The organism is Sinomonas sp. RB5, from assembly GCF_054063535.1.
Map to the genome: position 1 here is coordinate 68,312 of NZ_JBSSGJ010000004.1, position 26,179 is coordinate 94,490.

General features: G+C 74.1%; 26 protein-coding genes. 7 read left to right on the forward strand and 19 right to left on the reverse strand.

Annotated elements, in window-relative coordinates:
- Window positions 1-97: 97 nt before the first annotated feature.
- Window positions 98-1,363: a heparan-alpha-glucosaminide N-acetyltransferase domain-containing protein gene (locus tag ACVWWH_RS06560; RefSeq protein WP_457316037.1), complete on the forward strand. Its 1,266-nt coding sequence runs from the start codon at window positions 98-100 to the stop codon at window positions 1,361-1,363.
- A 7-nt stretch (window positions 1,364-1,370) separates the two neighbouring features.
- On the opposite strand, the gene ACVWWH_RS06565 is transcribed toward ACVWWH_RS06560, so the two are convergent.
- Genes ACVWWH_RS06565 through ACVWWH_RS06595 form a run of 7 tightly spaced genes read right to left on the reverse strand, consistent with a single transcriptional unit; the run spans window position 1,371 to window position 7,123 of the window.
- Window positions 1,371-1,910 (reverse strand): tetratricopeptide repeat protein, encoded by a 540-nt coding sequence (locus tag ACVWWH_RS06565; protein WP_229710840.1) that lies wholly within the window; start codon window positions 1,908-1,910, stop codon window positions 1,371-1,373.
- Window positions 1,907-2,665, reverse strand: a complete 759-nt coding sequence (dapB, locus tag ACVWWH_RS06570; protein ID WP_066497253.1) for a 4-hydroxy-tetrahydrodipicolinate reductase — start codon at window positions 2,663-2,665, stop codon at window positions 1,907-1,909. Before dapB ends, ACVWWH_RS06565 begins: the two co-directional genes overlap by 4 nt.
- Before the next feature lie 59 nt (window positions 2,666-2,724).
- Complete coding sequence (locus tag ACVWWH_RS06575) at window positions 2,725-3,201, reverse strand: molybdenum cofactor biosynthesis protein MoaE (RefSeq protein ID WP_457316038.1); 477 nt, start codon at window positions 3,199-3,201, stop codon at window positions 2,725-2,727.
- Window positions 3,188-3,712 carry a MogA/MoaB family molybdenum cofactor biosynthesis protein gene (locus ACVWWH_RS06580; protein WP_066497250.1) on the reverse strand — a complete coding sequence of 175 codons (525 nt, stop codon included), beginning with the start codon at window positions 3,710-3,712 and terminating at the stop codon, window positions 3,188-3,190. The genes ACVWWH_RS06575 and ACVWWH_RS06580 overlap by 14 nt, the downstream gene beginning before the upstream one ends.
- On the reverse strand, window positions 3,709-4,230 hold the full coding sequence (moaC, locus tag ACVWWH_RS06585; RefSeq protein WP_066502225.1) for a cyclic pyranopterin monophosphate synthase MoaC: 522 nt from the start codon (window positions 4,228-4,230) through the stop codon (window positions 3,709-3,711). Before moaC ends, ACVWWH_RS06580 begins: the two co-directional genes overlap by 4 nt.
- Window positions 4,218-5,546, reverse strand: coding sequence for a molybdopterin molybdotransferase MoeA (locus ACVWWH_RS06590; RefSeq protein WP_066497246.1), 1,329 nt, complete (start codon window positions 5,544-5,546; stop codon window positions 4,218-4,220). The genes moaC and ACVWWH_RS06590 overlap by 13 nt, the downstream gene beginning before the upstream one ends.
- Window positions 5,543-7,123, reverse strand: a complete 1,581-nt coding sequence (locus ACVWWH_RS06595) for a molybdopterin-dependent oxidoreductase (RefSeq protein ID WP_457316039.1) — start codon at window positions 7,121-7,123, stop codon at window positions 5,543-5,545. Before ACVWWH_RS06595 ends, ACVWWH_RS06590 begins: the two co-directional genes overlap by 4 nt.
- A 66-nt stretch (window positions 7,124-7,189) precedes the next feature.
- Between ACVWWH_RS06595 and moaA the strand changes: the two genes are divergently transcribed.
- From moaA to ACVWWH_RS06620, 5 genes are all read left to right on the forward strand, one after another.
- Window positions 7,190-8,293 carry a GTP 3',8-cyclase MoaA gene (gene moaA / locus ACVWWH_RS06600; protein WP_457316040.1) on the forward strand — a complete coding sequence of 368 codons (1,104 nt, stop codon included), beginning with the start codon at window positions 7,190-7,192 and terminating at the stop codon, window positions 8,291-8,293.
- A 38-nt stretch (window positions 8,294-8,331) separates the two neighbouring features.
- The gene (locus ACVWWH_RS06605; protein ID WP_457316131.1) at window positions 8,332-8,604 is read left to right on the forward strand and encodes a MoaD/ThiS family protein; all 273 of its coding nucleotides are present in this window, start codon (window positions 8,332-8,334) and stop codon (window positions 8,602-8,604) included.
- An 88-nt stretch (window positions 8,605-8,692) separates the two neighbouring features.
- Window positions 8,693-9,766 (forward strand): LolA family protein, encoded by a 1,074-nt coding sequence (locus ACVWWH_RS06610; RefSeq protein ID WP_457316041.1) that lies wholly within the window; start codon window positions 8,693-8,695, stop codon window positions 9,764-9,766.
- Window positions 9,763-10,785 carry an ABC transporter ATP-binding protein gene (locus tag ACVWWH_RS06615; protein WP_457316042.1) on the forward strand — a complete coding sequence of 341 codons (1,023 nt, stop codon included), beginning with the start codon at window positions 9,763-9,765 and terminating at the stop codon, window positions 10,783-10,785. The genes ACVWWH_RS06610 and ACVWWH_RS06615 overlap by 4 nt, the downstream gene beginning before the upstream one ends.
- Entirely contained in the window at window positions 10,772-11,632 is an 861-nt protein-coding gene (locus ACVWWH_RS06620) for an ABC transporter permease (protein WP_066497235.1), read from the forward strand. Before ACVWWH_RS06615 ends, ACVWWH_RS06620 begins: the two co-directional genes overlap by 14 nt.
- A gap of 158 nt (window positions 11,633-11,790) precedes the next feature.
- On the opposite strand, the gene ACVWWH_RS06625 is transcribed toward ACVWWH_RS06620, so the two are convergent.
- The 12 genes from ACVWWH_RS06625 to ACVWWH_RS06680 form a co-directional block, all read right to left on the reverse strand.
- Entirely contained in the window at window positions 11,791-13,161 is a 1,371-nt protein-coding gene (locus ACVWWH_RS06625) for a M16 family metallopeptidase (protein ID WP_084249410.1), read from the reverse strand.
- Between the two features lie 4 nt (window positions 13,162-13,165).
- The gene (locus tag ACVWWH_RS06630) at window positions 13,166-15,406 is read right to left on the reverse strand and encodes a polyribonucleotide nucleotidyltransferase (protein WP_457316043.1); all 2,241 of its coding nucleotides are present in this window, start codon (window positions 15,404-15,406) and stop codon (window positions 13,166-13,168) included.
- A 227-nt stretch (window positions 15,407-15,633) separates the two neighbouring features.
- Window positions 15,634-15,903 carry a 30S ribosomal protein S15 gene (gene rpsO, locus ACVWWH_RS06635; protein WP_066497233.1) on the reverse strand — a complete coding sequence of 90 codons (270 nt, stop codon included), beginning with the start codon at window positions 15,901-15,903 and terminating at the stop codon, window positions 15,634-15,636.
- 171 nt (window positions 15,904-16,074) lie between these two features.
- Window positions 16,075-17,142: a bifunctional riboflavin kinase/FAD synthetase gene (locus ACVWWH_RS06640; RefSeq protein ID WP_457316044.1), complete on the reverse strand. Its 1,068-nt coding sequence runs from the start codon at window positions 17,140-17,142 to the stop codon at window positions 16,075-16,077.
- 37 nt (window positions 17,143-17,179) lie between these two features.
- Complete coding sequence (locus ACVWWH_RS06645) at window positions 17,180-17,659, reverse strand: hypothetical protein (protein WP_457316045.1); 480 nt, start codon at window positions 17,657-17,659, stop codon at window positions 17,180-17,182.
- Window positions 17,656-18,024: a hypothetical protein gene (locus ACVWWH_RS06650; protein ID WP_066497228.1), complete on the reverse strand. Its 369-nt coding sequence runs from the start codon at window positions 18,022-18,024 to the stop codon at window positions 17,656-17,658. The genes ACVWWH_RS06645 and ACVWWH_RS06650 overlap by 4 nt, the downstream gene beginning before the upstream one ends.
- A 1-nt stretch (window position 18,025) precedes the next feature.
- Window positions 18,026-18,913, reverse strand: coding sequence for a tRNA pseudouridine(55) synthase TruB (gene truB / locus ACVWWH_RS06655; RefSeq protein WP_457316046.1), 888 nt, complete (start codon window positions 18,911-18,913; stop codon window positions 18,026-18,028).
- Between the two features lie 121 nt (window positions 18,914-19,034).
- The gene (rbfA, locus tag ACVWWH_RS06660; protein WP_457316047.1) at window positions 19,035-19,511 is read right to left on the reverse strand and encodes a 30S ribosome-binding factor RbfA; all 477 of its coding nucleotides are present in this window, start codon (window positions 19,509-19,511) and stop codon (window positions 19,035-19,037) included.
- Window positions 19,512-19,629: 118 nt separating this feature from the next.
- Window positions 19,630-22,485, reverse strand: a complete 2,856-nt coding sequence (gene infB, locus ACVWWH_RS06665; protein ID WP_066497226.1) for a translation initiation factor IF-2 — start codon at window positions 22,483-22,485, stop codon at window positions 19,630-19,632.
- Window positions 22,486-22,641: 156 nt separating this feature from the next.
- Complete coding sequence (locus tag ACVWWH_RS06670; RefSeq protein WP_066497225.1) at window positions 22,642-22,962, reverse strand: YlxR family protein; 321 nt, start codon at window positions 22,960-22,962, stop codon at window positions 22,642-22,644.
- Between the two features lie 138 nt (window positions 22,963-23,100).
- The gene (gene nusA / locus ACVWWH_RS06675; RefSeq protein WP_066497223.1) at window positions 23,101-24,069 is read right to left on the reverse strand and encodes a transcription termination factor NusA; all 969 of its coding nucleotides are present in this window, start codon (window positions 24,067-24,069) and stop codon (window positions 23,101-23,103) included.
- On the reverse strand, window positions 24,069-24,695 hold the full coding sequence (locus tag ACVWWH_RS06680; protein ID WP_066497221.1) for a ribosome maturation factor RimP: 627 nt from the start codon (window positions 24,693-24,695) through the stop codon (window positions 24,069-24,071). Before ACVWWH_RS06680 ends, nusA begins: the two co-directional genes overlap by 1 nt.
- A gap of 96 nt (window positions 24,696-24,791) precedes the next feature.
- Between ACVWWH_RS06680 and ACVWWH_RS06685 the strand changes: the two genes are divergently transcribed.
- Window positions 24,792-26,162, forward strand: coding sequence for a DUF4439 domain-containing protein (locus tag ACVWWH_RS06685; protein ID WP_457316048.1), 1,371 nt, complete (start codon window positions 24,792-24,794; stop codon window positions 26,160-26,162).
- Window positions 26,163-26,179 lie beyond the last annotated feature (17 nt).

A 26,179-nucleotide genomic window follows, 5' to 3' on the forward strand; every position in this document is an offset into this window, starting at 1 on the left:
TAGAACATATCTTCGAATCGCAACGGGGGCAGGCCGGGATCCTCCGGCGGCGGGCCACCGAAGGGCATGCGCCCGGCACCATGAGAGCATCGGGACCATGGGCGGACAATCGGGGGTGCCCCGCACCCAGCGCAGGCCACGTGACCGCGTGCGTGGGGGCCGGGAGGCACGGCTCCTGGGCATCGACCTGGCCCGCGGGGCGGCCCTGCTGGCCATGATGGCCACGCACATCCTGCCGACCCTCGTCCAGGATCCCGGCACGGGCACCGTCTCCGCCACGTGGGTCGGGACGGTGCTCTCGGGCAGGGCCGCGGCCCTGTTCGCCGTGCTCGCGGGCGTCTCGCTCACCCTGGGACGGGTCCCCGCGGAACGGAACCGGCGCGGACTCGCGCTGCGCGCGGCGGTGATCGCCGCCGTCGGGCTCACCCTCGGGCTCGCGCGCGTCGACGTGGCGGTGATCCTCGTGGTGTACGCGGTGCTGTTCTGGTGCTCCCTCGGGGTGCTCGGACTGCGGCGCCAGACCCTCGGGCTGCTCGCGGTCGCGTGGATCCTCCTCGCGCCCGTCGCGGCCTACCTGCTCCGACCGCTCCTGCTCGCGGCCGCGCCCCCGCTCCGGCTCGGCCACAACCCGTCCTGGCCCGACCTTGCCGATCCGGTGCGCCTCCTCGCCGACCTCACGGTCACCGGCTACTACCCGGCCCTGGAGTGGTTCGGCTACCTCCTGGTCGGCCTCTGGATCGGCCGCGCGGACCTCGCCCGGACCGGGACGCAGGTGTGGCTGGTCCTCGGCGGTGCCAGTGCGGCCGTGCTGGCGAAGGCGTGCGCCTGGGCCTTCCTGGGGCCGCTCGGAGGACTCAACGCCCTCCTGGCCACGCCGCAGGCGAGGGTGTGGCCCCTGCGGGCCATGCTCGATGCGAATCTCACCGGGGTGGACCAGACGGGCACCTGGTGGTGGCTGACCTCCGCGGCGCCGCATTCCGGCACGCCCCTCGACCTCCTGCACACGGCGGGGACCTCGGCCGCGGCGATCGGGGCCTTCCTCGTCCTCGCCCGGATCGGCCCGCTGGCCCGCACCGGACTCCTCGCGCCGCTCGCCGGCGCCGGGGGGATGACGCTGACCCTCTACACGGCGCACGTCGCGGCGCTCGCAGTGCCGCTGGCGGACTGGGCGGGGCCCACGCGCGAGGTGCTCCTGGCCGTCCACGTCATCGCCGCGCTCGCGATCGGCCTCTTCGTGCGGGCCAACGGCTGGCGGGGACCGCTCGAGGCGGTGGCCCATGCTGCAGCTCGGCTCGGCCGCGCCGGCGGCCCGGGCGCCCGCGGTGGGGGCGCCGTCCGCCGGGCCGCGCCCTCGCGCAGGTAGGCCCTCCTCAGCGGCCGCGGTGGAGGGCGATCGCCTGCCGCATGGCGGCGCGCGCCTGCTTGCGGTCACCTGCGGCGTCGTAGGCGAGCCCGAGCCGGTACCACGACCGCCAGTCCTCGGGCGCTCCCTCCGCCTCGGCGCGGTACTGGGCGAACTCGGCGTCCGCGGCCGACCGGACGATCCTGCCGCCGGCCGTGCGCGGCAGCGTGTCCTCGGGCAGGCCGCCCTCGGCCTCGAGCTCCCTGCCCATGCGCTCAAGCCGGGTGCCGAAGGCGAGCTCGCGCAGGAGCGCCCATGCCCCCACGATCGGGAGGACCAGGTAGCCCGCGCCGATGGCCTTGGCCACCGGCTGGGGATCGAGGAGGAGGATCCGCGCGCGGTCGAAGGTGACGACCAGGTAGAACACCAGCAGGACGGTGATGGCGATGACGCCGATCTTGGTCTTGTTCGCACCGACCCACGCCCAGGCACCACCGGCCCGGGGAGGCCGCTGCGGTTCCTGGGGGCCCCCCGGATGCTGGGGATCCGCGGGATCCATGGCGCTCACAGCCCGAGGTCCAGGTAGCCGTCGAGGCCGACGGTCAGGCCCGGGTGCGCGGCGACCTCGCGCAGCCCCACGAGCACCCCGGGCATGAAGGACGCGCGGTCGAACGAGTCGTGCCGGAGGGTCAGCTGCTCCCCCGGCCCGCCCAGGAGCACCTCCTGGTGGGCGACGAGGCCGCGGAGCCGCACGGCGTGGACGCGCACGCCGTCGACGTCGGCGCCCCGCGCGCCGTCGAGCGCGGTCGTGGTCGCGTCCGGGGACGCGCCGAGGCCGGCCTCGCTGCGTGCGGCCGCGATGAGCTGGGCGGTGCGCACGGCCGTCCCGGAGGGGGCATCGACCTTGTCCGGGTGGTGGAGCTCGACGATCTCGACGGACTCGAAGTAGCGGGCGGCCTTCGCGGCGAAGGCCGAGGCGAGCACGGCCCCGAGGGCGAAGTTCGGCGCGATGAGCACGCCCGTCCCGGGGCTGGCGGCCAGCAGGCGCCGCAGTGCGCCGAGCCGCTCCTCGCTCCAGCCGGTGGTCCCCACCACGGCGTGGATCCCGTGCTCGACGGCGAAGCGCACGTTGGCCTCGGTGGCGTCGGGGACGGTGAGGTCGACGACGTACCGGGCGCCGGCGTCGAGGAGGCCCTCGAGCGAGTCTCCCCGTCCGAGCGCGGCGACGAGCTCCATGTCTCCGGCCGCGCTGACTGCCCTGACGGCCTCGGAACCCATGCGCCCATTCGCGCCCAGCACTGCCACGGGAAGTCGTTCTGCCATGGGCCCCAGCCTACTGTCGCGCCCCGCGGTGCTCAGAATCGTGGCACCGGGGAACCCGGTCAGCCGAGCGCCGCGACCCACTCGCTCCCGCCGTCGTCGAAGAACTGCTCCTTCCAGATCGGCACCTCGGCCTTGACCCGGTCCACGAGCTCGGAGCAGAGGCGGAAGGCCTCGCCCCGGTGGGCCGCGGAGACCGCGCAGACGAAGGCGGCGTCCCCGACAGCGAGCTCCCCCACGCGGTGCGCGATCCAGACCCGCAGGGGACGCTCCGGCGCACCGGCCGCCTCGCTGCCGGCGGCGAGCACCTCGCGGACGGTCGCGTCGACGACGGAGCGCAGGGTGGCCTCGGCGCTCGGGTGGGCGGTGTAGGACAGGCGGGCGACACCGCGGCCGTCGTCGTGGTCGCGGACCACACCGGAGAAGAGCACGACGGCGCCCGCGTCCGGCGCGTCGACGGCGGCCCGGGCGGCGGCCTCGTCGAGCGGGAGGGTGGTCACGGCCGCGTGCAGGACCTCGACGGGCTCAGTGGTGGTCATGGCTGGCTCCTCCCCGGCCCGCGGCCTGGTCGCAGATGTGGCCGATGATCGGGTCGAGGACGGCCAGGCCGTCCATGACGCCGGACGGCGAGCCGGGCAGGTTCACGATGAACGTCCGCCCGGCCAGCCCGGCGTGGCCCCGGGAGAGAGCGGCCAGGGGCGTCTTGGTGCTGCCCGCAGCGCGCAGGGCCTCCATGATGCCCGGCACGTCGCGGTCGAGCAGGGGGCCGGTTTCCTCGGGCGTCACGTCGTCCGGGCTGAGCCCCGTGCCGCCGCTCGTGATGATCGCCGCGGGCCCGAGCGCGAGGAGCGCCCGGAGGGCGGCGCCGACGCTCGGGCCGTCCGGGACCACCGCCGGCGGGATGACGTCGAAGCCGTGGTCGGCCAGCCAGTCCGCGACGACGGGCCCGGTGCGGTCCTCGTACACGCCCGTGGCCGCACGCGTGGAGGCGATCACGATGCCCGCCCGGCGCGCCCCCTCGGGCGTGGGCCCGGCGTCGTGCCCACTCATGCCCCGCCTCCGGCACGGACGTCCCAGTCCCCGCTCTTGCCGCCGGACTTGGCGAGCACCCTGATGTCGGTGATGACCGCCTGCTTGTCCACGGCCTTGACCATGTCGTACACCCCCAGCGCGGCCACGGACGCCGCGGTCAGGGCCTCCATCTCCACCCCGGTCACGCCGCGGGTCTTCACCGTGGCGAGCACCGTCACGGCCGTGGGGGCGAGCTCGAAGTCGACCGTGACCTTCGCGATCGGCAGCGGGTGGCACAGCGGGATGAGGTCCGGGGTCTTCTTCGCGGCCATGATGCCGGCCACCCGGGCCACCGCGAGGGCGTCGCCCTTGGGGAGGCCGCCCTCGGCCAGGAGGGCGATGACCTCGCGGGTGGTGTTCACCACCGCCTGCGCCGTCGCCTCCCGGGTGGACTCGGGCTTCGCGCTCACGTCGACCATGTGGGCGCTGCCGTCGGCGCGCACGTGGGTCAGGCCGGGGCCGGAAGGGGGGTGCGGGGTCTCAGTCACGTCAGCCATACTTCCACGTCGTCCCCGGCCGCGAGCGCGGTGACGTCCTCGGGCACCATGACCAGGGCATCCGAGGCGGCGAGGGCCCCGAGCAGGTGGGAACCGGGGCCGCCCACGAGGCCGACCGCGCCGTCGGGCCGCAGGCGCGCGCGGCGCACCTGGAGGGTGCCGGCGGGCGATTCGAGCGGCTCGGCGAGCGGGGCGCGGAGCCGCCGGCGCGCGGGCGGCGCGCCGAGGAGGGCGGACAGGACCGGCCGGAGGAGGACCTCCCAGGAGATCCAGCAGCTGACGGGGTTGCCGGGGAAGGCGATGAGCGGGAGGCCCGCAAAGGTGCCCAGGCCCTGGGGGCCCCCGGGCTGCAGCGCGAGGTGGGCGAATTCGACGTCGTGCCCGTCGAGGGCGAGCTTGGTCGCCTCGAACGCGCCCTTCGAGACCCCGCCGGTGGTGATCAGGAGGTCGGGCCGCTCCGCCCCGCGGGCGAGCCGTTCGAGCGCGCCGCGCAGCTCGGCCGGCTCGTCGCTGCGCACCGCGACCGCGCGCGCCTGAACGCCGGACTCCCGCAGCGCGGCGCGCAGGAGCGCTCCGTTCGCGTCGTGGATCTGGCCGGGCGCCAGGGGCCGCCCCGGCGCCGCGAGCTCGGCGCCGGTGCTCACGAGCACGGCCCGCAGCGGCGGCCGCACCCGGAGCATCGACAGTCCCAGCCCGGCGGCGAGCCCGAGCTGGGCCGGGCCGAGCGCTGTGCCGGCAGGGAGCACGACGGCGCCGGCCGCCACATCGCTCCCGGCCCGCCGCACGTAGGTGCCCGCCTCGACGACGGGAAGGTCCACGCTCCCGCCTTCCGGCGGGTAGGCGGCGGGGACAGCCAGCTCGACCCGCACCACGGCGTCCGCGCCGGCGGGGAGCATCGCGCCCGTCATGATCGGCGCCGCGTGGCCGGGGCGCAGGGGCGGCGGGGCCGCGCCCGCCGGGATCGGCTCTGCCACCGTGAACCGGCGCCGGCCCGGCCCCGCCCCGTCCCCCGTCCCGGGGTCGGAGGAGCACACGGCGAAGCCGTCCATCTGGGAGTTGTCGAACGGCGGGAGGCTGAGCGGGGCCGCGAGGTCGGCGGCCAGGGCGGTGCCCAGGGCCGCGTCGAGGGAGCGGTCCTGGGCGGCCCTGTCCGCGAGCGGGGCGAGGAGCCGGGCGAGACGCCCGCGGTGCTCCTCGACGCTGCGGTGCCCGTGGGCATGCCCCTGACCGTGCGCGGGGGCATGCCCGGGCCGGCCGTCGTGCGGGCGTGCCTCGGCCGGCGCGGCGGCCGCGCCGCCGGAGTCGGGATGCGTCATGTGGCCTCCACCTCGATGATGTCGTATCCCGTCGCGCCGTCGGGCGCGGGCGGGGCGGTCGCTGATGTCTGGACCTGTCCGTCGCCGTCGGTCGCGCGGACGGCGATGCGGTGCCGCCCGGCGGACAGCCGGACGGGTGCGGCCCACTGGTACCAGGTGTCGCGCGAGATGCCGGTGCCGAGCCGCGCCTGCTGCCACGCGCCGTCGTCCACGCTGACCTCCACGCGCGAGATGCCGCGGTGCTGCGCCCAGGCGACGCCGGCGACGACGACCTCCCCGGCGGCGACCCGGCTGCCCCGGCGGGGCACGTCGATGCGCGAGGCGGTCTTGATCGGTCCCTTCTCGCTCCACCCGCGCGTGCTCCAGTAGGCCTGGTCTGCGGCGAAGGTGGTGACCTTGAGCTCGGTGACCCACTTGGTCGCCGAGACGTAGCCGTACAGGCCCGGGACCACGAGCCGGACGGGGAACCCGTGCTCGGGCGGGAGGGGCGCCCCGTTCATCCCGATGGCCAGGAGGGCGTCCCTGCCCGGGTCGGTGAGGGCCTCGAGGGGTGTGCCGGCGGTGAAGCCGTCGACGCTGCGGGAGAGGACCATGTCCGCCCCGGCCCGCGGGCGCGCGCGGGCCAGCAGCTCCCGCACCGGCCAGCCGAGCCAGCGGGCGTTGCCCACGAGGTTCCCGCCGACCTCGTTGGAGACGCACGTGAGGGTGACGTAGCGCTCCACGAGGGGCTGGGCGAGGAGGTCGGCCCACGTGATCGTCACCGGCTGCTCGACGAGGCCGGTGACGGCAAGACGCCAGCTGCCGGGGTCCACCGACGGGACCACGAAGGCGGTGTCGATCCGGTAGAAGCCCTCATTGGCCGTGACGAGGTCGCTCAGGCCCGGCACCCCGACCTCGGCGCCCGCGGGGATGGGCGGGGCGGGCTGGGCCGGTGCGGGCAGCCGGAGGGCGGCGCGGGCCGCGTCCGCGGCCAGCGAGGCGCTGCGCACGACGCCGGTCACCACCCCTCCCAGCGCGACGGCGGCGGCCGTCCCGCCGAGGGCCCGCAGGAAGCCCCTGCGGGGGACTCCCGCCGGAGGCTGCCCGGACGCGGCCGTCTCGCGCCGCAGCCGCCCCACGAGCCAGCGGAGCAGGGACACGGCGACCGCGCCGGCCAGGAGCGCACAGGTCCATGCGGCCGGCGCGCCGAGCGAGCGGGTGGCCACTGCCGCGAGGCCCACGAGTCCGACGGCCCCGGCGAGGGCGGCCCCGAACCCGGGCCGGCGCAGCTCGAGGAGGCCAGCCGCGGCGCCGAGGAGCGCGAGGACGATCCCGATCGCGGTGACGAGGAACGCCTTGTCCCCGGTGCCGAAGGTCTGGATCGCCCAGTCCTTCGCGGCTGGCGGGGCCAGGTCCGTGACCGCGCTGCCCACGGCGGAGACCGGGCTCAGCGACGGGCTGAGCAGGCCGGCGGCGAGCTCTCCGGAGAGCACCCCGGCCGCGCCCGCGACGATGCCTGCTCCCGCGGCGGCCAGCCGGACCCGGGCGGCGCGTCGCTGCCCCGGCGCCGCGGGCAGGGGCTCGGGTCCTGCGCTCATGGGACCAGAATAGGTCCCCCGGGCCCGTCCGGCCCGTGGCGGACGCCACTCGCGTACTGTAGATGCATGGGTGTTGAGCTCGGAATGCCGCAGGTGCGCGCCTCGGACCCGCCGGTCGGGGCGCTGGCGGCGGACCGGCCTGTGGGACTGCCCGGGCTCGAGGACCGTTACGGCCGGGTCGCGACGGACATGCGCCTGTCCCTCACCGACAAGTGCAACCTGCGCTGCTCCTACTGCATGCCCGCCGAGGGCCTCCCCTGGCTCGCCAAGGACGCGCTCCTGTCCGCCGAGGAGATCGTGCGCGTCGTGGGGATCGGCGTCCGCCTGCTCGGCGTGCGGGAGCTGCGCCTCACCGGCGGCGAGCCGCTCGTGCGCGCGGACCTCGTGGACATCGTCGCGGCGCTCCGCGCGGAGCACCCGGACCTGCCGATCGCCCTCACGACCAACGCCGTGGGCCTCGACGCCAGGGCCGCCGCCCTCAAGTCCGCAGGACTGACGCGCATCAACGTCTCGCTCGACACCCTGCACCCGGAGACATTCGCCCGGCTGGCCCGCCGCCCCTTCTTCGACCGCGTCCTCGCCGGCATCGAGGCCGCCGACGCCGTGGGGCTCGGCCCGATCAAGATCAACTCCGTGCTCATGCGCGGGATCAACGACGCCGACGGCCCCGACCTGCTCGCGTGGTGCCTCGAGCGCGGCTATGAGCTGCGGTTCATCGAGCAGATGCCCCTCGACGCCGACCACGGGTGGACCCGCGACGGCATGGTCACCGCCGCCGAGGTCCGCGAGCTGCTCTCCGGGCGCTTCGACCTCTCCCCCGATGCCCGGGACCGCGACGGCGCGCCCGCGGAGCGGTTCGAGGTCCGCGGGAAGGACGACGGCGCGCTGCTCGGCACCGTCGGAGTCATCGCCTCCGTGACGGAGCCGTTCTGCGCCGACTGCAAGCGCACCCGCATCACGGCTGAGGGCAAGGTCATGAGCTGCCTCTTCTCCCACGAGGAGGTGGACCTCCGCGGCCTCCTGCGCTCGGGAGCGTCCGATGAGCAGGTGGCGCGGCGGTGGCAGGAGGCGATGTGGCTCAAGCCGCGCGCCCACGGGATGGACCACACCGGCCTCGGCGCGGACGGCTTCGTCCAGCCGGACCGCTCGATGTCCGCCATCGGCGGCTGACCCGCAGCCCCCGACACACGCTAGGAGAGCCCTTGCAGATCACCCTGCGGTACTACGCCGCGGCCCAGGCCGCCGCCGGCAGGGCCGAGGAGTCGCTGGCGGCGCCCGACGGCGCGAGCCTCGCCGACGCGCTCGAGGCCGCCCTCGCCGTCGTGCGTGTCCCCGCCTCCGCGGGCCCGGGCGCGCCGCCGCTCGCCGAGGTGCTGCGCCGATGCTCCTTCCTCGTGAACGAGGTCGCCGTGCGGGACCGCGCGCGCGTGCTCGCGGACGGCGACGTGGTGGACGTCCTGCCCCCGTTCGCCGGCGGCTGAGCGCGCACCCGGATCCGCCGCAGGGATGAGGACAGGCGCCTGCGGGCGGCGTAGCGTTGAGACAAAGGTTCCTTCCCCGGAGGTCTCGATGAACGCCGACACCCAGCGCCGCTGGCTCCGCTGGATCCCCGCCGCGGCGGTGCCCGCCGTCGTGGCCGTGGGGCTGCTCGCCTCCGGCGCGACCGCCGGGTCCCCGCCCCCGCCCGCAACCCCGGAGCAGGTCCTCGCGCTCGCGGCCGCCCATACCGCGCGGCAGTTCTCCGGCACGATGGAGCAGAGCTCGGACCTCGGGCTGCCCTCGATTCCCGGCCAGGCGCTCGGCGCCGCCAAGGGCAGCGCGTCCTTCGGCTCCGAGGCCGCGCTGCTGGAGCTGCTCACGAGCGCGCACACGGCGAAGGTCTACGCCGACGGTCCCGCCCGCGAGCGGGTGCAGGTCCTCGACCAGCTCGCCGAGCGCGATGCCGTGCGCAACGGCAGCGACCTGTGGACCTACGACTCCGCGGCGCACGCCGTGACGCATGCCACGCTGCCCTCCACGGCGGCCGCCGCCCCGCCCAGCGCCGCCGCCGTCTCCCCGGACCAGCTCGCGCAGCGGCTCCTGGCCGCCGCCGGGCCGAGCACCGCGGTCTCTCTCGCCCAGCCCGCCACGGTCGCCGGCCACAGCGCCTACACGCTCGTGCTCACCCCGAAGGCCGCCGGCACCCTCGTCGCCTCGGTGCGGATCGCGGTCGAGGCCCAGACCGGGCTGCCGCTCGCCGTGGACGTGTACGCGAAGGGCCAGGACGCGGCCGCCTTCCACGCCGCGTTCACCCAGCTCACCCTGGCGGCGCCGGACGCCTCCGTCTTCGCCTTCACCCCGCCCGCCGGGGCGAAGGTCACGCAGCAGCAGCTGCCTTCGGCCACCGGGCAGCATCGGCAGGCCACGGGCCAGCACGCCCCGGCCGCGGGCACCTCGCAGGGCTGGGACTCCATCGCCGTCATCCCGGCGGACAAGGTGCCCGCGGGCCTGAAGGACCAGCCGCTCATGAAGCAGCTCGCCGTGCCGGCCAAGGGCGGGCGTGTGATCAGCACGTCGCTGTTCACCCTCCTGCTCACGGACGACGGCCGGGTGCTCGCCGGGGCCGTCCCCGCGGCGGCCCTCGAGGCAGCGGCCGCCAGGTGACGGCAGGGCCCGACGCTGCGCGGACCCGGCCCGGGGCCGAGGGCGCTGCCATCCGCACCCACGCCCTCACGAAGCGCTTCGGCGCGCACACCGCTGTCGATGCCCTCGCGCTCGAGGTGCCCCGCGGCACCGTGTTCGGGTTCCTCGGCCCGAACGGCTCGGGGAAGACGACCACCATCCGGATGCTCCTGGGGCTGGTGGCGCCCAGCTCGGGCCGCGCCGAGGTCCTCGGCGAGCCCATGCCGCGGGGTGCCCGAGAAGTGCTGCCGCGGGTCGGGGCGCTCGTCGAGGGGCCCGCGTTCTACCCGTTCCTCACCGGCGCCGCGAACCTGGCCCGGTTCGATGCCGCGGACCCGCTGGCGGCCCGGGCAACCTGCCGGGCCCGCGTGGGCGCGGCACTGGAGCGCGTGGGCCTGACCCATGCGGCCGGCAAGAAGGTGCACGCGTACTCGCTGGGGATGAAGCAGCGGCTCGGGCTGGCTGCCGCCCTGCTCGCCCCGCGCGACCTCCTCGTCCTCGACGAGCCGACCAACGGTCTCGATCCCCAGGGGACGCGGGAGGTCCGCGGCCTGATCCGTTCCCTCGCCGAGGACGGCACCACCGTCTTCGTCTCGAGCCACCTGCTGGCGGAGGTCGAGCAGATCTGCACCCACGCCGCCGTGCTGCGGGCCGGGCGCCTCGTGGCCCAGGGGACCCTCGACGCGCTGCGCGCCGGCGCACGCCCGCGCATCGAGGTCCGCACTCCGGACGCGGCCGCCGCCGCGGGTGTGCTGCGCGGCCTGGGCCTCCACGTGGAGCCTGCGGGGCCCGGCACCGTCGTCGCCGTCGTCGGGGGCACCGCGGACGACGGCGGGGACCCGCCCGCCGCTGACGGCCCGCCCGGCGCTCCGGCCGCCGAGGACGTCGTGGCCGCGCTCGTGGCAGCGGGCGTGCGGGTGCGCGGGTTCAGCGCGGAGGCCATGACGCTCGAGGAGCGGTTCGTCGAACTGACCGGGGAGGGCTTCGATGTCGCAGGCTGAGCACACCGGCCGCCGCGGGGCCACCGCCGGCCACACGGGGCGGCTCCTCGCCTCGGAGCTGCGGGTCCTCTTCCGGCGGTGGCGGACGTGGGCGATGCTCGCCGCGCTCGCGGCGGTGCCCGTGCTCATCGGGCTCGCGGTCAAGTTCTCCCCTGGGCGGCCCCCGAGCGGCCGGGGGCCCGCCTTCCTCGACCAGATCACGGACAACGGGCTCTTCGCGGGGGTCGTGGGGCTCGTGGTCTGCACGCCGCTGTTCCTGCCGCTGACGGTCAGCGTCGTCGCCGGGGACACGATCGCCGGGGAAGCGGGCCTCGGGACGCTGCGCTACCTGCTCGTCGCCCCCGCGGGCCGCGTCCGGCTGCTCGTCGTGAAGTACCTCAGCTCTGCCGTCTTCTGCGCGGCGGCGGGGATCGCCGTCGTGCTCGGAGGGACGGCGGTGGGCCTGGCGCTGTTCCCGCTGGGGCAGGCCACCCTCCTGTCGGGGACGCAGATCGGTCCGGCCGAGTCATTCGGGCGGCTGCTCCTCATGGCCGCGTACACGACCGTGTCCCTGCTCGGGCTCGCCGCGATCGGGCTGTTCGCCTCGACGCTGACCGGTGTCCCGGTGGGGGCGATGGCCGCCACCGCGGTGCTCGCCGTCGTCTCCCAGATCCTCGACGCCCTCGACCAGCTCGACTGGCTCCATCCGTGGCTCTTCACGGACCACTGGCTCGGCCTCGCCGACTTCCTGCGCGACCCGGTCTCGTGGGACTCGTTCGGGGCGAATGCGTGGCTGCAGGCCGGGTACATCGCGCTCTTCGGGGCCCTCGCCTACGGCCGGTTCACCACGAAGGACATCCTCGCCTGACCCCGCGGCGCACGAGAGGTGACCCCGGAACGCACAAGAGGTGACCCCGGAACGCGGAAGAGGTGACCCCGCGTCGAGGTATCGACGCGGGGTCACCTCTTCACAGACGCGGGGTCACCTCTTCACAGACGCGGGGTCACCTCTTCACAGACGCGGGGTCAGCTCTCAGGGGACAGGCCGAAGGTCTCGGTCTCCTCGAACGGGCCCACCACGGTCGTGGTGCGCGGAGCGGTCGCGAGGACGCGGGCGAGGTCCTGGACCTCCGCCGCAGTGACGGCACCGATCTGCGCGAGGGTCTCCTCGATGTCCTGGAACTCGCCCGAGACGAGCTCCGCGCGGCCCAGCCGGGACATCCGCGAGCCGGTGTCCTCGAGCGCGAGGACGATCCCGCCCGAGAGCTGGCCGACGGCCTTGCGCAGTTCCTCGTCCGTGATGCCGTGCTCGGCGAGCTTCTCGAGCTCGGCCGCCATGAGGGCCAGGACCTGCGGGACCTTCGCCGGGGCGCAGCCGCCGTAGATGCCGAAGTAGCCGGCATCCGCGTAGGCGGAGGCGAACGAGTAGGTCGAGTAGACGAGCCCCCGCTTCTCGCGGATCTCCTGGAACAGGCGCGAGGACATGCCGCCGCCGAGCACGGCGTTGAGCACGCTCATGACGTAGCGGCGCGGATCCGTCGCGGTGATCGAGGGGCACCCCATGATCACGTTCGCCTGCTCGACCTGCCGCCGGACCACGGTCAGGCCCGGCTGGCCGGTGATGGCCGCCGGCGCCGAGGACCGGCGCGCCACGGGCGCGGCCTCGGAGCCGAGGTCCCAGCCCGCGCCCTGGAGCGCCTCCAGCACGAGCGAGCACACGGCCTCGTGCTCGAGGCCGCCCGCCGCGGTGATGACCAGTTCCTCGGGACGGTAGTAGCGGCGGTAGTGCTCCCACACCGAGTCCCGCGGGACCGCCCTGATGGCCTCGGGCGTGCCGCCGATCGGGCGGCCCAGCGGGTGCTCGCCCAGCACGGCCGCAACGAAGTGCTCGTGCGCCACGTCGGTCGGGTCGTCGCCGTCCATGGCGATCTCCTCGAGGATGACGTCGCGCTCCTGCTCGAGCTCGTCGGGGTCGAGGACGGCGGAGGTGATCATGTCCGCGATCACGTCGATGGCCATGGGCAGGTCGGTGTCGAGCACCCGCGCGTAGTAGCACGTGCTCTCCTTGGCCGTCGCGGCGTTCGACTCGCCGCCCACCTCGTCGAACGCCGAGGCGATCTCGAGGGCGGTGCGGCGCTGGGTCCCCTTGAACAGCAGGTGTTCGAGGAAGTGCGTGGCCCCGTGCTGGCCGAGGGCCTCGTCCCGGGAGCCCACGCCCACCCAGAAGCCGATCGACGCCGACCTCTGGCCGGGCATCGCCTCCGTGAGGACACGCACGCCCCCGGGAAGGATGGACCGGCGCACGACGGCGCCGCCATCCTTCCCGAAGATCGTGGTCGACGCCGGGGCGCCGTCCACGAGCTGGCCGGAGCTCAGCGGCAGTTCGACTGTTGCCATGCGGCTACGCTTCGACCTCCGCAGAGGCCTCGCCCTCGGCGGTGGCGTCGGCCTCGGCCACGACGGGCGCGAGCGAGAGCTTGCCGCGGTCGTCGATCTTGGTGATCTCGACCTGGACCTTCTGGCCGACGGAGACGACGTCCTCGACGTTGTCCACGCGCTTGCCGCCGGCGAGCTTGCGCAGCTCGGAGATGTGCAGCAGGCCGTCCTTGCCCGGCGTGAGCGAGACGAACGCGCCGAACGTGGTGGTCTTGACCACCGTGCCGAGGTAGCGCTCCCCGACCTCGGGCAGCTGCGGATTCGCGATCGCGTTCACGGCGGCGCGGGCGGCCTCGGCCGAGGAGCCGTCGGTCGCGCCGATGAGCACGGTGCCGTCGTCCTCGATCGAGATCTCGGCGCCCGTGTCCTCCTGGATCTGGTTGATCATCTTGCCCTTGGGGCCGATGACCTCGCCGATCTTGTCCACCGGGATCTTGATCGCGATGATGCGCGGCGCGAACTCGGAGAGCTCATCCGGGCGGTCGATCGCGGCGTTGATCACCGAGAGGATGTGCAGGCGTGCCTCGCGGGCCTGCTTGAGCGCGGCGGCCAGGACCGAGGCGGGGATGCCGTCGAGCTTGGTGTCGAGCTGGATCGCCGTGACGAACTCGGACGTGCCGGCGACCTTGAAGTCCATGTCGCCGAAGGCGTCCTCGGCACCGAGGATGTCGGTGAGGGCGGCGTACCGGGTCTGGCCGTCGACCTCGTCGGAGACGAGGCCCATGGCGATGCCCGCGACCGGGGCCTTCAGCGGCACACCGGCGTTGAGCAGGGACAGCGTCGAGGCGCACACGGAGCCCATCGACGTCGAGCCGTTGGAGCCGAGTGCCTCGGACACCTGGCGGATCGCGTACGGGAACTCCTCGCGGGAGGGCAGCACGGGCACGAGCGCGCGCTCGGCCAGTGCGCCGTGGCCGATCTCGCGGCGCTTCGGGGAGCCGACGCGGCCCGTCTCGCCCGTGGAGTAGGGCGGGAAGTTGTAGTTGTGCATGTACCGCTTGTGCGTCTCGGGCGAGAGCGAGTCGATCTGCTGCTCCATCTTGAGCATGTTCAGCGTGGTGACGCCCATGATCTGGGTCTCGCCGCGCTCGAAGATCGCCGAGCCGTGGACCCGCGGGAGCACCTCGACCTCGGCCGTGAGCTGGCGGATGTCCGTCAGTCCGCGGCCGTCGATGCGGACCTGCTCGGTGAGGATGCGCTGGCGCACGACCTTCTTGGTCACCGAGCGGAAGGCTGCGGAGAGCTCCTTCTCGCGGCCCTCGAACTGGCCGGCGAGCTGGGCGAGGACCTCGGCCTTGAGGGCGTCAGACGCCGCCTCGCGCTCCTGCTTGTCGGCGATCTGGAAGACCTCCGCGAGATTGCCGGCTGCGGCGGCCTCGACGGCGTCGTACGCGTCGGCCTCGTAGTCGAGGAAGACCGGGAACTCGGCGGTGGGCTTCGCGGCGCGGTCGGCCAGGTCCTGCTGCGCCTCGCAGAGCGCGCGGATGAACGGCTTGGCGGCCTCGAGGCCCTCGGCGACGACCTCCTCGGTCGGGGCCGTGGCGCCCTCGTCCTTGATGAGGTTCCAGGAGTGGTCGGTGGCCTCGGCCTCGACCATCATGATCGCCACGTCATCGCCGGCGATGCGCCCGGCGACGACCATGTCGAACGTCGCCTTCTGCAGCTGCGAGTGCTTCGGGAACGCGACCCACTGGGCGCCCTGCTCGTCGTGGACGAGGGCCACGCGCACGCCGCCGATCGGGCCGGAGAAGGGCAGGCCCGCGAGCTGGGTGGACATCGAGGCCGCGTTGATCGCGACGACGTCGTAGAGCTCGTCCGGGTTGATCGCCAGAACGGTCACCACGACCTGGACCTCGTTGCGCAGGCCCTTGACGAAGGCCGGGCGCAGCGGGCGGTCCATGAGGCGGCACGCGAGGATGGCGTCCGTCGAGGGACGGCCCTCGCGGCGGAAGAACGAGCCGGGGATGCGGCCCGCGGCGTACATGCGCTCCTCAACGTCCACGGTGAGCGGGAAGAAGTCGAAGCCCTCACGCGGGGACTTGCCCGCCGTGGTGGCGGAGAGCAGGGCCGTGTCATCGTCGATGTAGGCCATCGCCGCGCCGGCGGCCTGCTTGGCGAGGCGGCCGGTCTCGAAGCGGACGACGCGCTGGCCGTAGCGGCCGTTGTCGATGACGGCCTCAGAGAACTGGATCTCGGGACCCTCCATAGGAGAGCACCTCCGTTTCCTTAGATGGCGGAGGCGATCCGGAACCCGGTCTTCGATCGAGGCCCTTGGCGCGTCCGTGCCACGGACGCCCTCAAGGGCCACTACCGAGGACCGCAGGCAGCCGGCGCCTCCTGGTGGTGGTTCAGTTGTCATGCCCCGCCGAACGGGGCCGGGGGAAGCTGGCCGCCCGCCCGCGCCTGGACGCGGACGGGCGGACTGCTCCCAGACTACCGGCGCAGGCCGAGACGCTCGATGAGCGAGCGGTAGCGCGCGATGTCGGTGTCGTGCAGGTAGGCGAGCATGCGCTTGCGGCGACCCACGAGCGCGAGCAGGCCGCGCTGGGTGTGGAAGTCGTGCTTGTGCTGCTTCATGTGCTCAGTCAAGTCCTTGATGCGCTTGGTCAGGACGGCGATCTGGACCTCGGGGGACCCGGTGTCGCCTTCCTTCGTCGCGTATTCCTTGATGATCTCCTGCTTGACGGCGGGATCCAAAGCCATTGGAGCTCCTCGTTTCGTGCCGTGCGGCCCGCTGGACGCTGCGTCCCCGGGGAACACCGGCATGCGTTCCCGCAGCTGCGGGGCCGGTGCGGCCCAGGCCGCCACGGACTGCAGCGAGGGCCACCGAGGATTCTATCGGTTCGGGCCACGCCGTGTCGAAACGCGGATGCCTCAGCGCGCGGGGGCTCCGCCGTGTCCGGAGGTCGCCAGGACGTGCCGGGCCGCGTCGACATCGAGCTTCATCTGTTCCACGAGCGCCTCGGGGCCGCGGTAGGCGACCATGCCGCGCAGGCGCTCGACGAACTCGACGACGATGTTCTGCCCGTAGAGGTCGAAGTCCTCGGGGGCCTCCTCGGGACGGTCGATCACGTGCGCCTCGACCTGGCGGGCGACCCCTGCGAACGTCGGGTTCGACCCCACGGAGATGGCCGCGGGCCAGCGGGTGCCGGACGCATCGATGAGCCAGCCGGCGTAGATGCCGTCCGCAGGGACGTGGCCGGCGGCATCGTGGGAAAGATTCGCGGTCGGGAATCCGAGGGCGCGTCCGCGGGAGGCGCCGTGGACCACGGTCCCGTGCATCGCGTGGGGGCGCCCGAGGATCTCTGCCGCGGTGCGCACGTCGCCCGATTCCAGGGCCTCGCGCACCCAGGTGGACGAGCACCGGCGCTCCTCGGCGTCGTACCCCTCGGCACCGTCCCGCTCGGCGCTGCCGCCCTCGGCGGCGTCCGGCAGCGCCTCCGCGGCGCGGTGCCGGGGGGCCTGCTCGGTGAACTCGTCCACGACGACGACGCCGAAACCGAACCGCTCCCCCAGCTCCTGCATGGCGGCGAGGTCGCCGGCGTTCCCGCGTCCGAAGCGGACATCGTGGCCGACCACCACGTGCGAGGCGTGGAGGGCGTCGACGAAGATGCTGCGGACGAAGTCCTCGGGGCTCTGCTGCGCGAACTCGAGGGTGTAGTGCAGGACGAGGATCGCATCGAGCCCGTACCCCGAGAGGGCCGCGAGCCGGTCCTCGATCCCCATGATGAGGTGGGGGGCGGTGTCGGGGCGGTGCACCTGGGCCGGGTGCGGATCGAACGTCACGGCGACGGCGCGGCTGCCGTTCTCCTTCGCCGTCGAGAGCAGGCGCCCCAAGACCTGCTGGTGGCCGCGGTGGACCCCGTCGAAGTTGCCGATGGTGACCGCCGTCGGGCCGAAATCCTCGGGAATCTCGTCCACTCCGTGCCAGATCAAGCCCATCGTCCTCGCCTCGTCGCCCTGTGCGTGCCTGACAAGACTACCGGCCGCCGTCCGTGTCCACGTCCGCGGCGCCCCTCGGGCGGTGGTACAGGAGCCACGCGAGGCCGAGGAAGGGCAGGGCGAGCGGCACGTAGCCGTAGCCGCGGCCGAACCCGCTCCAGACGGTGTCGTGGGGGAACGCCGCCGCGTCTACCACGCTCGCCGTCCCTACGGCCAGGACGCCCACGAGCTCGAGCAGGATCGCCCCGAGGGTCACATACCAGCTCGTCACGCCGCGGCGCGCGAGCGAGACGGTCGCGACGATGTAGACCACCGCCGCGACGGCGCTGAGCAGGTAGGCGAGCGGCGCCTCGGAGAACTTCGTGGCGATCTGGTACGCGGCGCGCGCCGTCGCCGACAGCGCGAAGACGCCGTACACGGCCACGAGGATGCGGCCGAGGCCCACGTTGCGGGTCCGGGGCGAGTGCTCGGGCGTGCGCGCGGGCCCGGGCGTGGAGGACGGCTCGGCAGGGGTCATGAGAAAGGCGCTCCATTCCAGATCTGCTCCATGCGGAACAGCATCACAAAGATCGTCACCGGCACGGCGGCCAGCACTGCGTTGCTCCACCGGGTGCGGTCCGCGATGGCCCACCAGAAGGCGGCGACCGGCACGATCAGCGCGGTCACCAGATACCCCCAGAACTCCCACGGCTCCCCCCGGACGGCCTCTCCCCCGGCCTGCCGGATGCCGGCTCCGATGCCGAAGACGACGAGGAAGAGCTCGACGACGGCGACCGACACGATCGCCGCGTCCCCTGGATACGTCTTGGTGACGACGGCGGCCACGCACAGGATCAGGGAGAGCGCGCACAGGACGGCCCCCACGAGGAAGAACGGGTCCACGTCAGGCGTCCTCGCCGTGCGCGGCGAACACGAGCTCCGGCTTGGCCTGGCCGCCGACGTCCTTCACGAGGGCGACCAGCTCGCCGTCGGGCGCGAAGGCGGCCGTGAGCTCGGCCGAGCCGGTCGCGGGGATGCGGCGGCCGAAGGAGAGCTCCACGGTCTCGCCGTCGCTGAGCTCGCGGACCGGCAGGAGCGAGCGGGCGGCGTCCGCGAGCGGCAGCACGGTGAGCGAGCCGGCGAGCTCCTCGAGCGTGTGGGCCTGCTCGATCCGGTACGGCCCCACCTGGGTGCGGCGCAGCGCCGTGAGGTGGCCGCCCACGCCGAGGTCGGCGCCGAGGTCACGGGCGAGCGCCCGGATGTAGGTCCCGGAGGAGCAGCGCACCGTCACGTCCACGTCCTGGAGCTTCCCGCCGCGCTCCCGGCGGACGGCGTGGATGTCGAAGGAGTGGATCGTCACGGGCCGGGCCTCGAGCGCGACCTCCTTGCCGGCGCGCACGCGGGCGTACGAGCGCTCGCCGGCGACCTTGATGGCGCTGACGCTGCTGGGGACCTGCAGGATGTGGCCGGTGAGCTTGGCGGCGGCGTCGCGGATCTGCTGCTCGGTCACGGCGGCCGCGATACGCTCCTCGAGGACCTCGCCCTCGGCGTCGTCCGTCACCGTGCGCTGCCCGAGCCGGATGGTGGCGGTGTACGTCTTCTCGGTGCCGACGATGTGCGAGAGCAGGCGGGTCGCCTTGTTGATCCCGACGACGAGCACGCCCGTGGCCATGGGATCGAGCGTCCCCGCGTGCCCCACCTTGCGGGTCCCCGCGAGCCGGCGGACCTTCCCCACGACGTCGTGGCTCGTCCACCCGCGTGGCTTGTCCACGATCACCAGTCCAGAAAGCACGCCTCCCAGTATATGGAGCGCCGGAGGCGGTCCATGCCGCACCATGCGGCGACGGGGCGGCGCCCCCACATCGTGGAGGCGCCGCCCCGTCGGTGCACGGCACTGCTGGCTGCCGCGGGCGTCAGTCCTCGCGCGGCTCGACGTCGTCGAACCCGTCGTCGAACGCGTCGTCGTCGGCCTCATCGGCCTTGCGGTACGGGTCTGCGTCCCCCGCGGGGTGCGCGCCCTGGGCGAGGCGGGCCACCTCGGCGTCGCGCTCGCGGGCCTGCCGGAGCAGCTCCTCGACGTGCGAGGCGTTGACCGGAACCTCGTCGGCCACGAATTCGAGGGTCGGCGTGAGCCGGATCGTGAGGTTGCGGCCCACCTCGCGCCGGAGCACGCCCTTCTTGGTCTCGAGGATCTCGCGGGCTCCTGCCGCCGCGGCGGCGTCGCCCAGGACGGTGTAGTACACCGTGGCGTGCTGGAGGTCGTTCGTGACGCGGGCGTCGGTGACCGTGATCGCCTCGGCGCGCTCGTCCTTCACAGCCCTGCGCAGGGCCTCTGCCACGACCACCTTGATGCGCTGCGCGAGCCGCGCGGCGCGGGCCGGATCGGCCATGGTCCCTCCTATCGTCTCGGGTGCTTGTCGTCTCGGCGCAGCGATCCGCGGACGCATCGCTCGCTGCCGACGTGCGAACGGGGCCCCGGCAACCCGGGGCCCCGCCCGATGGGGCGCGTCAGGCGCGCGGCTTCTCGCGCATCTCGAACGTCTCGATGACGTCCTCGAGCTGGAGATCGTTGAACGAGCCGAGTCCGATACCGCACTCGTAGCCCTCGCGGACCTCGGTCGCATCGTCCTTGAACCGCTTGAGCGACTCGATGCTGAGCCGGTCGCCCACCACGACGCCCTTGCGCAGCACACGGGCCTTCGCGTTGCGGCGGATGATGCCGCTGCGCACGATCGAGCCGGCGATGTTGCCGAACTTGGAGGACTTGAAGATCTCCCGGACCTCGGCGGTACCGAGCTGGACCTCCTCGTACTCCGGCTTGAGCATGCCCTTGAGCGCGAGCTCGATGTCCTCGATCGCCGCGTAGATCACCGAGTAGAAGCGCATGTCCACGCCCTCGCGGTCCGCGAGCTCGGCAACGCGCTCCGCCGGCTTGACGTTGAAGCCGATGATGATCGCGTTGTCGACCGTGGCGAGGTTGACATCGTTCTGGGTGATCGCGCCGACGCCGCGGTGGATGACGCGGAGCTGGACTTCCTCGCCCACATCGATCTTGAGCAGCGAGTCCTCGAGCGCCTCGACGGCACCGGACACGTCGCCCTTGAGGATGAGGTTGAGGGTGTCGATCTTCCCCTCGGCCACAGCCTGGTCGAAGTCCTCGAGGCTGATCCGCTTGCGGCGCTTGGCGAGCTGGGCGTTGCGCTCGGCTGCCTCGCGCTTCTCGGCGATCTGCCGCGCGGTGCGCTCGTCCTCGGTCACGAGGAACGTGTCGCCGGCGCGCGGCACCGAGGACAGTCCGAGGACCTGGACCGGGCGGGACGGCAGCGCGGCCTCGACGGCCTCGCCGTCCTCGTCGAACATGGCCCGGACGCGGCCGTGGGCCGTGCCCGCGACGATCGTGTCGCCGACGTGGAGCGTTCCGGACTGCACGAGCACGGTCGCAACGGCGCCGCGGCCCTTGTCGAGGTTGGCCTCGATGGCCACGCCGCGGGCGTCCTTGTTCGGGTTCGCCCGCAGGTCCAGCGCGGCGTCGGCCGTGAGCAGGACCGCCGAGAGCAGGTCGTCGATGTGCAGGTTCTGGCGCGCGGAGACGTCCACGAACATCGTGTCGCCGCCGTACTCCTCGGGGACGAGACCGTACTCGGTGAGCTGGCCACGGATCTTCTCCGGGTTGGCGCCCTCCTTGTCGATCTTGTTCACCGCGACCACGATCGGCACGCCGGCCGCCTGGGCGTGGTTGAGGGCCTCGACGGTCTGCGGCATGACGCCGTCGTCTGCGGCCACGACGAGCACCGCGATGTCGGTCACCTGGGCACCACGGGCACGCATGGCGGTGAACGCCTCGTGGCCCGGGGTGTCGATGAAGGTCAGCTTGCGGTCGCGCCCATCGTGCTCGAAGGCGATCTGGTAGGCACCGATGTGCTGCGTGATGCCGCCGTGCTCGCCCTCCACCACGTTGGTGTTGCGGATCGCGTCGAGGAGGCGGGTCTTTCCGTGGTCGACGTGGCCCATGACGGTCACGACGGCCGGGCGGGCCTCGAGCTCCTCGTCGGTCTCCGCCTCGAGCTCGGCCTCGAGGTCGATGTCGAAGGACTCGAGCAGCTCGCGCTCCTCGTCCTCCGGCGAGACGACCTGGATCTTGTAGCCGAGCTCCTCGCCGAGGACCGAGAAGGTCTCCTCGTCCAGCGACTGGGTCGCGGTGGCCATCTCACCGAGATGGAACAGCACCGTGACGAGCGAGGCGGGGTTCGCATCGATCTTCTCGGCGAAGTCCGTGATGGACGCGCCGCGGCGCAGGCGCACGATCGTGCTGCCGTCGCCACGGGGCACCGAGACGCCGCCGAGCGACGGTGCGCTCATCTGCTCCAGTTCCTGGCGCTTCGCACGCTTCGACTTGCGCTGCTTGCCACGTCCGGCGCCGCCCTTGCCGAAGGCGCCCTGGGTGCCGCCGCGGCCGCGGCCGCCCTTGCCGAAGCCGCCGCCGGCGGGACCGCCGCCGCCACCGGGACGGTTCGGGCCCCGGCCGCCGGTGCCCGCGGGCCGGGCGCCCGGCTGGGGACGCTCGGTGCGCGGGGGCATCATGCCGGGGTTCGGACGGGGTCCGCCGGTGCCGCCGGGGCGCGGGGCGCCCGGACGGGGTCCGCCGGTGCCGCCGGGGCGCGGGGCGCCCGGACGCGGGGCACCCGGGCGGGGTGCGCCGGGGCGCGGGATGCCGGAGGTGCCGCCGGGGCGCGGCGCCGAGGGACGCGGGCCCCCGGGGCGGTCGCCGTCACGGCCGCCGCCGGGACGGGGCATGCCCTGGGAGGACGCGAACGGGTTGTTGCCCGGGCGCGGTGCGCGGTCGCCGTCGCGCCCGGGGCGCTGCATGCCCTGGGAGGACGAGAACGGGTTGTTGCCGGGACGCGGGCCGCTCGGACGCGGACCCGGGGTCGCTCCGCGGCCACCGGCTGCGGGCCGGGGCGCCGGACGGGCTCCGGGGCGCGGGGCCTCAGCGGCGGGACGGGGAGCCTCGGCGGCGGGACGCTCGGCCTCGGCGGCCGGGCGCGGGCTGGCCGCGGGGGCCTCGGCCGCGGGGGCCGGGGCGGGCGACGGCGCAGCGGCCGGGCGCGGGGACGGGGCGGGACGCGACGGTCCCGGCGTCGGGGCACCGGCGGACGGCCTGGCAGCGGGGCGGGACGGCCTGTCGCTGGCCTTCGCCTTCGCACCGTCGGCGGGGTAGGCGTCGCGAAGCTTCTTCACGACGGGCGCCTCGATCGTCGAGGACGCGGAACGCACGAACTCGCCCAGCTCAGCGAGCTTGGCAACGGCGTCCTTGGAGGTGATACCGAGCTCCTTGGCGAGCTCGTGTACGCGGACCTTGGCCACATTTCTCCTGTCTCGGTCCGCGCCGAGCCAGGCACGGACCGTCTACTGCTTGCTGCAGGCTCCCTCTGCACCCGTGTGCATGGGGAAGCCCTCGGCGGTGCGCAACGAGAAGTTCATTGCTACGCACTCATCGGTCGGGGACTCATCGGGTGTCCATCAGATTTCTGACCCGCTTTCAGCTTGGACGGTGTCCGGCCCAGCGGTAGCCGGGACGGAGGTGCTGAAGTAGTCGTCGACGCCGCGGATGTCCGCCGGGCCCCGGAAGGCACGATGGAACGCGCGCCGCTTGACGGCTTGCTTCAGGCATGCCTGGTCGGGATGCAGCCACGCGCCACGACCGGGCAGCCGGCGGCGGGGATCCACGACGACGCGCTGGGCGCCTCCGCGGTCCATCACCAGCCGGAGCAGTTCCGACCGGGCCGCTGTCCGGCGGCAGCCGATGCACGTCCGCAGAGGTTGGCCGGTTCTCCGTTCCATCCCTGCTCTCCTGCATCGAAGGGGCGGGGCCTTCCGAGCTGTCAGCCCGATGCCCTGCCCTGCCGCCGGGCACAGGCCCAGACCTATCTATTCTAGACCCTCTGGGCCCGGATCCCGGAATGCGGCGGCGCGGACGACTCAGGCCTGGGCGTCCGAGCCGATGTCGATCCGCCAGCCGGTGAGCTTCGCGGCGAGGCGGGCGTTCTGGCCCTCTTTGCCGATCGCGAGCGAGAGCTGGTAGTCCGGGACGAGCACCCGGGCCGACCGCGTGGCCTCGTCGACGATGGACACACTCGTGACCTTCGACGGCGAGAGGGCGTTCGCGATGAACGTCGCCGGGTCGTCGCTGTAGTCGACGATGTCGATCTTCTCGTCGTTCAGCTCGGTCATCACCGCGCGCACCCGGGAACCCATCTCGCCGATGCAGGCGCCCTTGGCGTTGACGCCCGGGACAAGCGCCCGGACCGCGATCTTGGTGCGGTGGCCGGCCTCGCGGGCGATCGCGACGATCTCGACGCTGCGGTCGGCGATCTCCGGGACCTCGAGCTCGAAGAGCTTCTTGACCAGTCCCGGGTGGGAGCGGGAGAGCGTGATCGAGGGACCCTTGAGGCCGCGGTGCACGTCCACGACGTAGGCGCGGATGCGGGCGCCGTGCAGGTACTTCTCCCCGGGGACCTGCTCGGGGGGCGGCAGGACGGCCTCGACGGCGCCGAGGCTGACCTGCACCATGTTCGGATTGTGTCCCTGCTGGATGAGCCCAGCGATGAGCTCGCCCTCGCGGCCCTTGAACTCGCCCAGGACGTTGTCGTCCTCCACGTCGCGGAGCCGCTGGAGGATCACCTGGCGCGCGGTCGTGGCGGCGATGCGGCCGAAGCCCTCCGGCGTGTCGTCGAACTCGCCGACGGCGTTGCCCTCGTCGTCCACCTCGGTGGCCCAGATGGTCACGTGGCCGCTCCTGCGGTCCACCTCCGCGCGGGCCGTCTCGATGGCGCCCGGCGACTTGTGGTACGCGAGCAGGAGGGCCTGCTCGATGGTCGGGATGAGCTTCTCGACGGGGATGTCCCGCTCTCGCTCCAGCAGGCGGAGCGCGCTCATGTCGATGTCCACTAGGCCTCCTCGGTCTCGTCAGTGTCGTCGTTGTCCAACCCGTCGGCGGGGCCCAGGTCGGCGTCCTCGAGGTGCGAGAACTCGACCTCGACCTTGCCGCTGCGGATGGCGTCGAAGGCCAGCTCGACGGGCGCACCCGGCTTCGGCCTCACGCCCTTCTTGGCGGGCAGGTCCGGGACGAGGACGATGCCGTCCTCCCTCACCTCGCGCAGCCGGCCCGTGATGTTCTCCTCGCCGATGACGTTGACCCGGACCAGCCGGCCGAGGGCCCGGCGCCAGTGCCGCAGCTGGGTGAGGGGGCGCGAGACGCCCGGAGAGGAGACCTCGAGGTCGTAGGGGCGGGCGTCCGCCGCGGGGTCGGCGTCGAGGGCGTCCGAGAGCTCGCGCGAGAGCTCGGCGATGACGTCGAGGCTGACCCCGCCGGTCTCGTCGTCCTGCAGGTCCACGACCACGCCGACGGTCCGGTGCTTCCCGGCGGCCTTCACGGAGACGCCTTCGAGGACGAGCTGGCGCGCCTGCACGAGCGGCTCGAGGAGCGCGTGGAGGCGGGCTTCCTCCCCGCCCGCGTGCGGATCCTGCTCTGCCGGCGTCGGGGCGCCCCGCGAGGGCAGATCGGGCTCGGACATGGGGGGTCCGCCTCCTTTTGCTCAGTTGTCCTCCTAGACTATCTGCTCGGCGCCCGGCCGCGTGACGGGGGCTGGGCCCATGGCATCATCGAGACCGTGAAATCCACCACTGCGCCCCCGGACTCCTCTGCGCGCCCGCGGGGCCGCAGGGGCCGCCGCGCCGAGCCGCCCTGGGTGTGGGCCGCTGTGCTGGTCCTCGCCCTCGCCGCGGGTGCGGGCGGTGCCCTGCTGGCAGCGCCGGCCCCCCCGGGGCGGCTGCCGGACCCCAGCGCGGCGGCGCTCGTGCAGGCGCACGACGGCGCCGCGCGCCTCGCCGCTGCAGCCCGCGGCCTGGCGGGCGGCCAGGAGGGAGACGGCACGCCGTCGCCCTCCGCGTCACCCTCCGCCGCTGCCGCCGGTCCCGTACGGCAGGCTGCCACCTCGGCGGCCGACGTGCTCGAACTCCAGGCGCGCCTCCTGGGCGCGTCGACCCCCCGGTCCGCCTCGGCACCCCAGCCATCGCGGACGGCCTCTCCGGCGTCCACGGCGACGGCCCCGGCCGACGCGTCCGGCTCCCCCGCGTCCCTCGCAACCGCGCTCTCGCAGAGTGCCGCCACGCTGCGCGGGGACCTGGCCCGGGTCGACGGGCCTACCGCCTCGCTCCTCGCCTCGGCCGCGGCGGGCCAGCAGCTCCAGTCCGAGCGGCTCGCCCTGGCGGCGGGCGCGGCGTCCCCCGGTCCGGGCCCCTCCCAGGCCCCCTCGCCCTCCCCATCCGCCTCCCCCTCGGCAGCGGCTGCGAGCGTCTGCCCGTCGCCGTCCGGGTCCTCGACTGCAGGTGACGCGGGCGGCGCCGCCACGCCGTCGTCCGCGGCGGCGTCCGCCGGAACCTCGGCCTCGTCGCTGCCCGCCACGGCAGCGACACCGTCCGGGCGCGGCCCCGCCACGGAGTTCGCGGCCGTCCAGTCCGCCGAGGAGGCAGCGGTTTGGACCTACACCGTCCTCGCGGCCCGCGCCGGCGCCACGGAGCGCCCCGCCCTGCTCGCGGCGGCCGGCATGCACCGGGACCAGCTCGATGCGCTCGAGGGGGCCGCCGCCGGCGCATGCGCGGCGCTGCCGCCCGCCCAGGCCGGATTCGCGCTGCCCACCGACGCCGGCAGCCCGGCGCAGGTGGCGGCACTCGAGGCCTCGGCCGTGGCGCGATGGTCCGACCTCGTGGGGGTCGTGGAGGCCCCGACCCGTGCTGCCGCCGCGGGAGGACTCGAGCGGGCGGCCCGGCGCGCCGCCGCCGTCGGGGCGCTCGGCTCGGCCGCGGCCGCGGCCTTCCCCGGCCACCGCGCCGCCCAGTCCGCGGCAGCCTCTCTGGCCGCCCCCTCTTCCAGTACCGGCCCCTCGACCACCGCCTCCCCCACCCCCGCCTCGTCAGGCAGGGACACCGCGACGACCACCCCGCCGGCCACGGCCTCCGCCCCGTCATCGGCCGCCCACTGAGCGACGCGCCGTAAGGA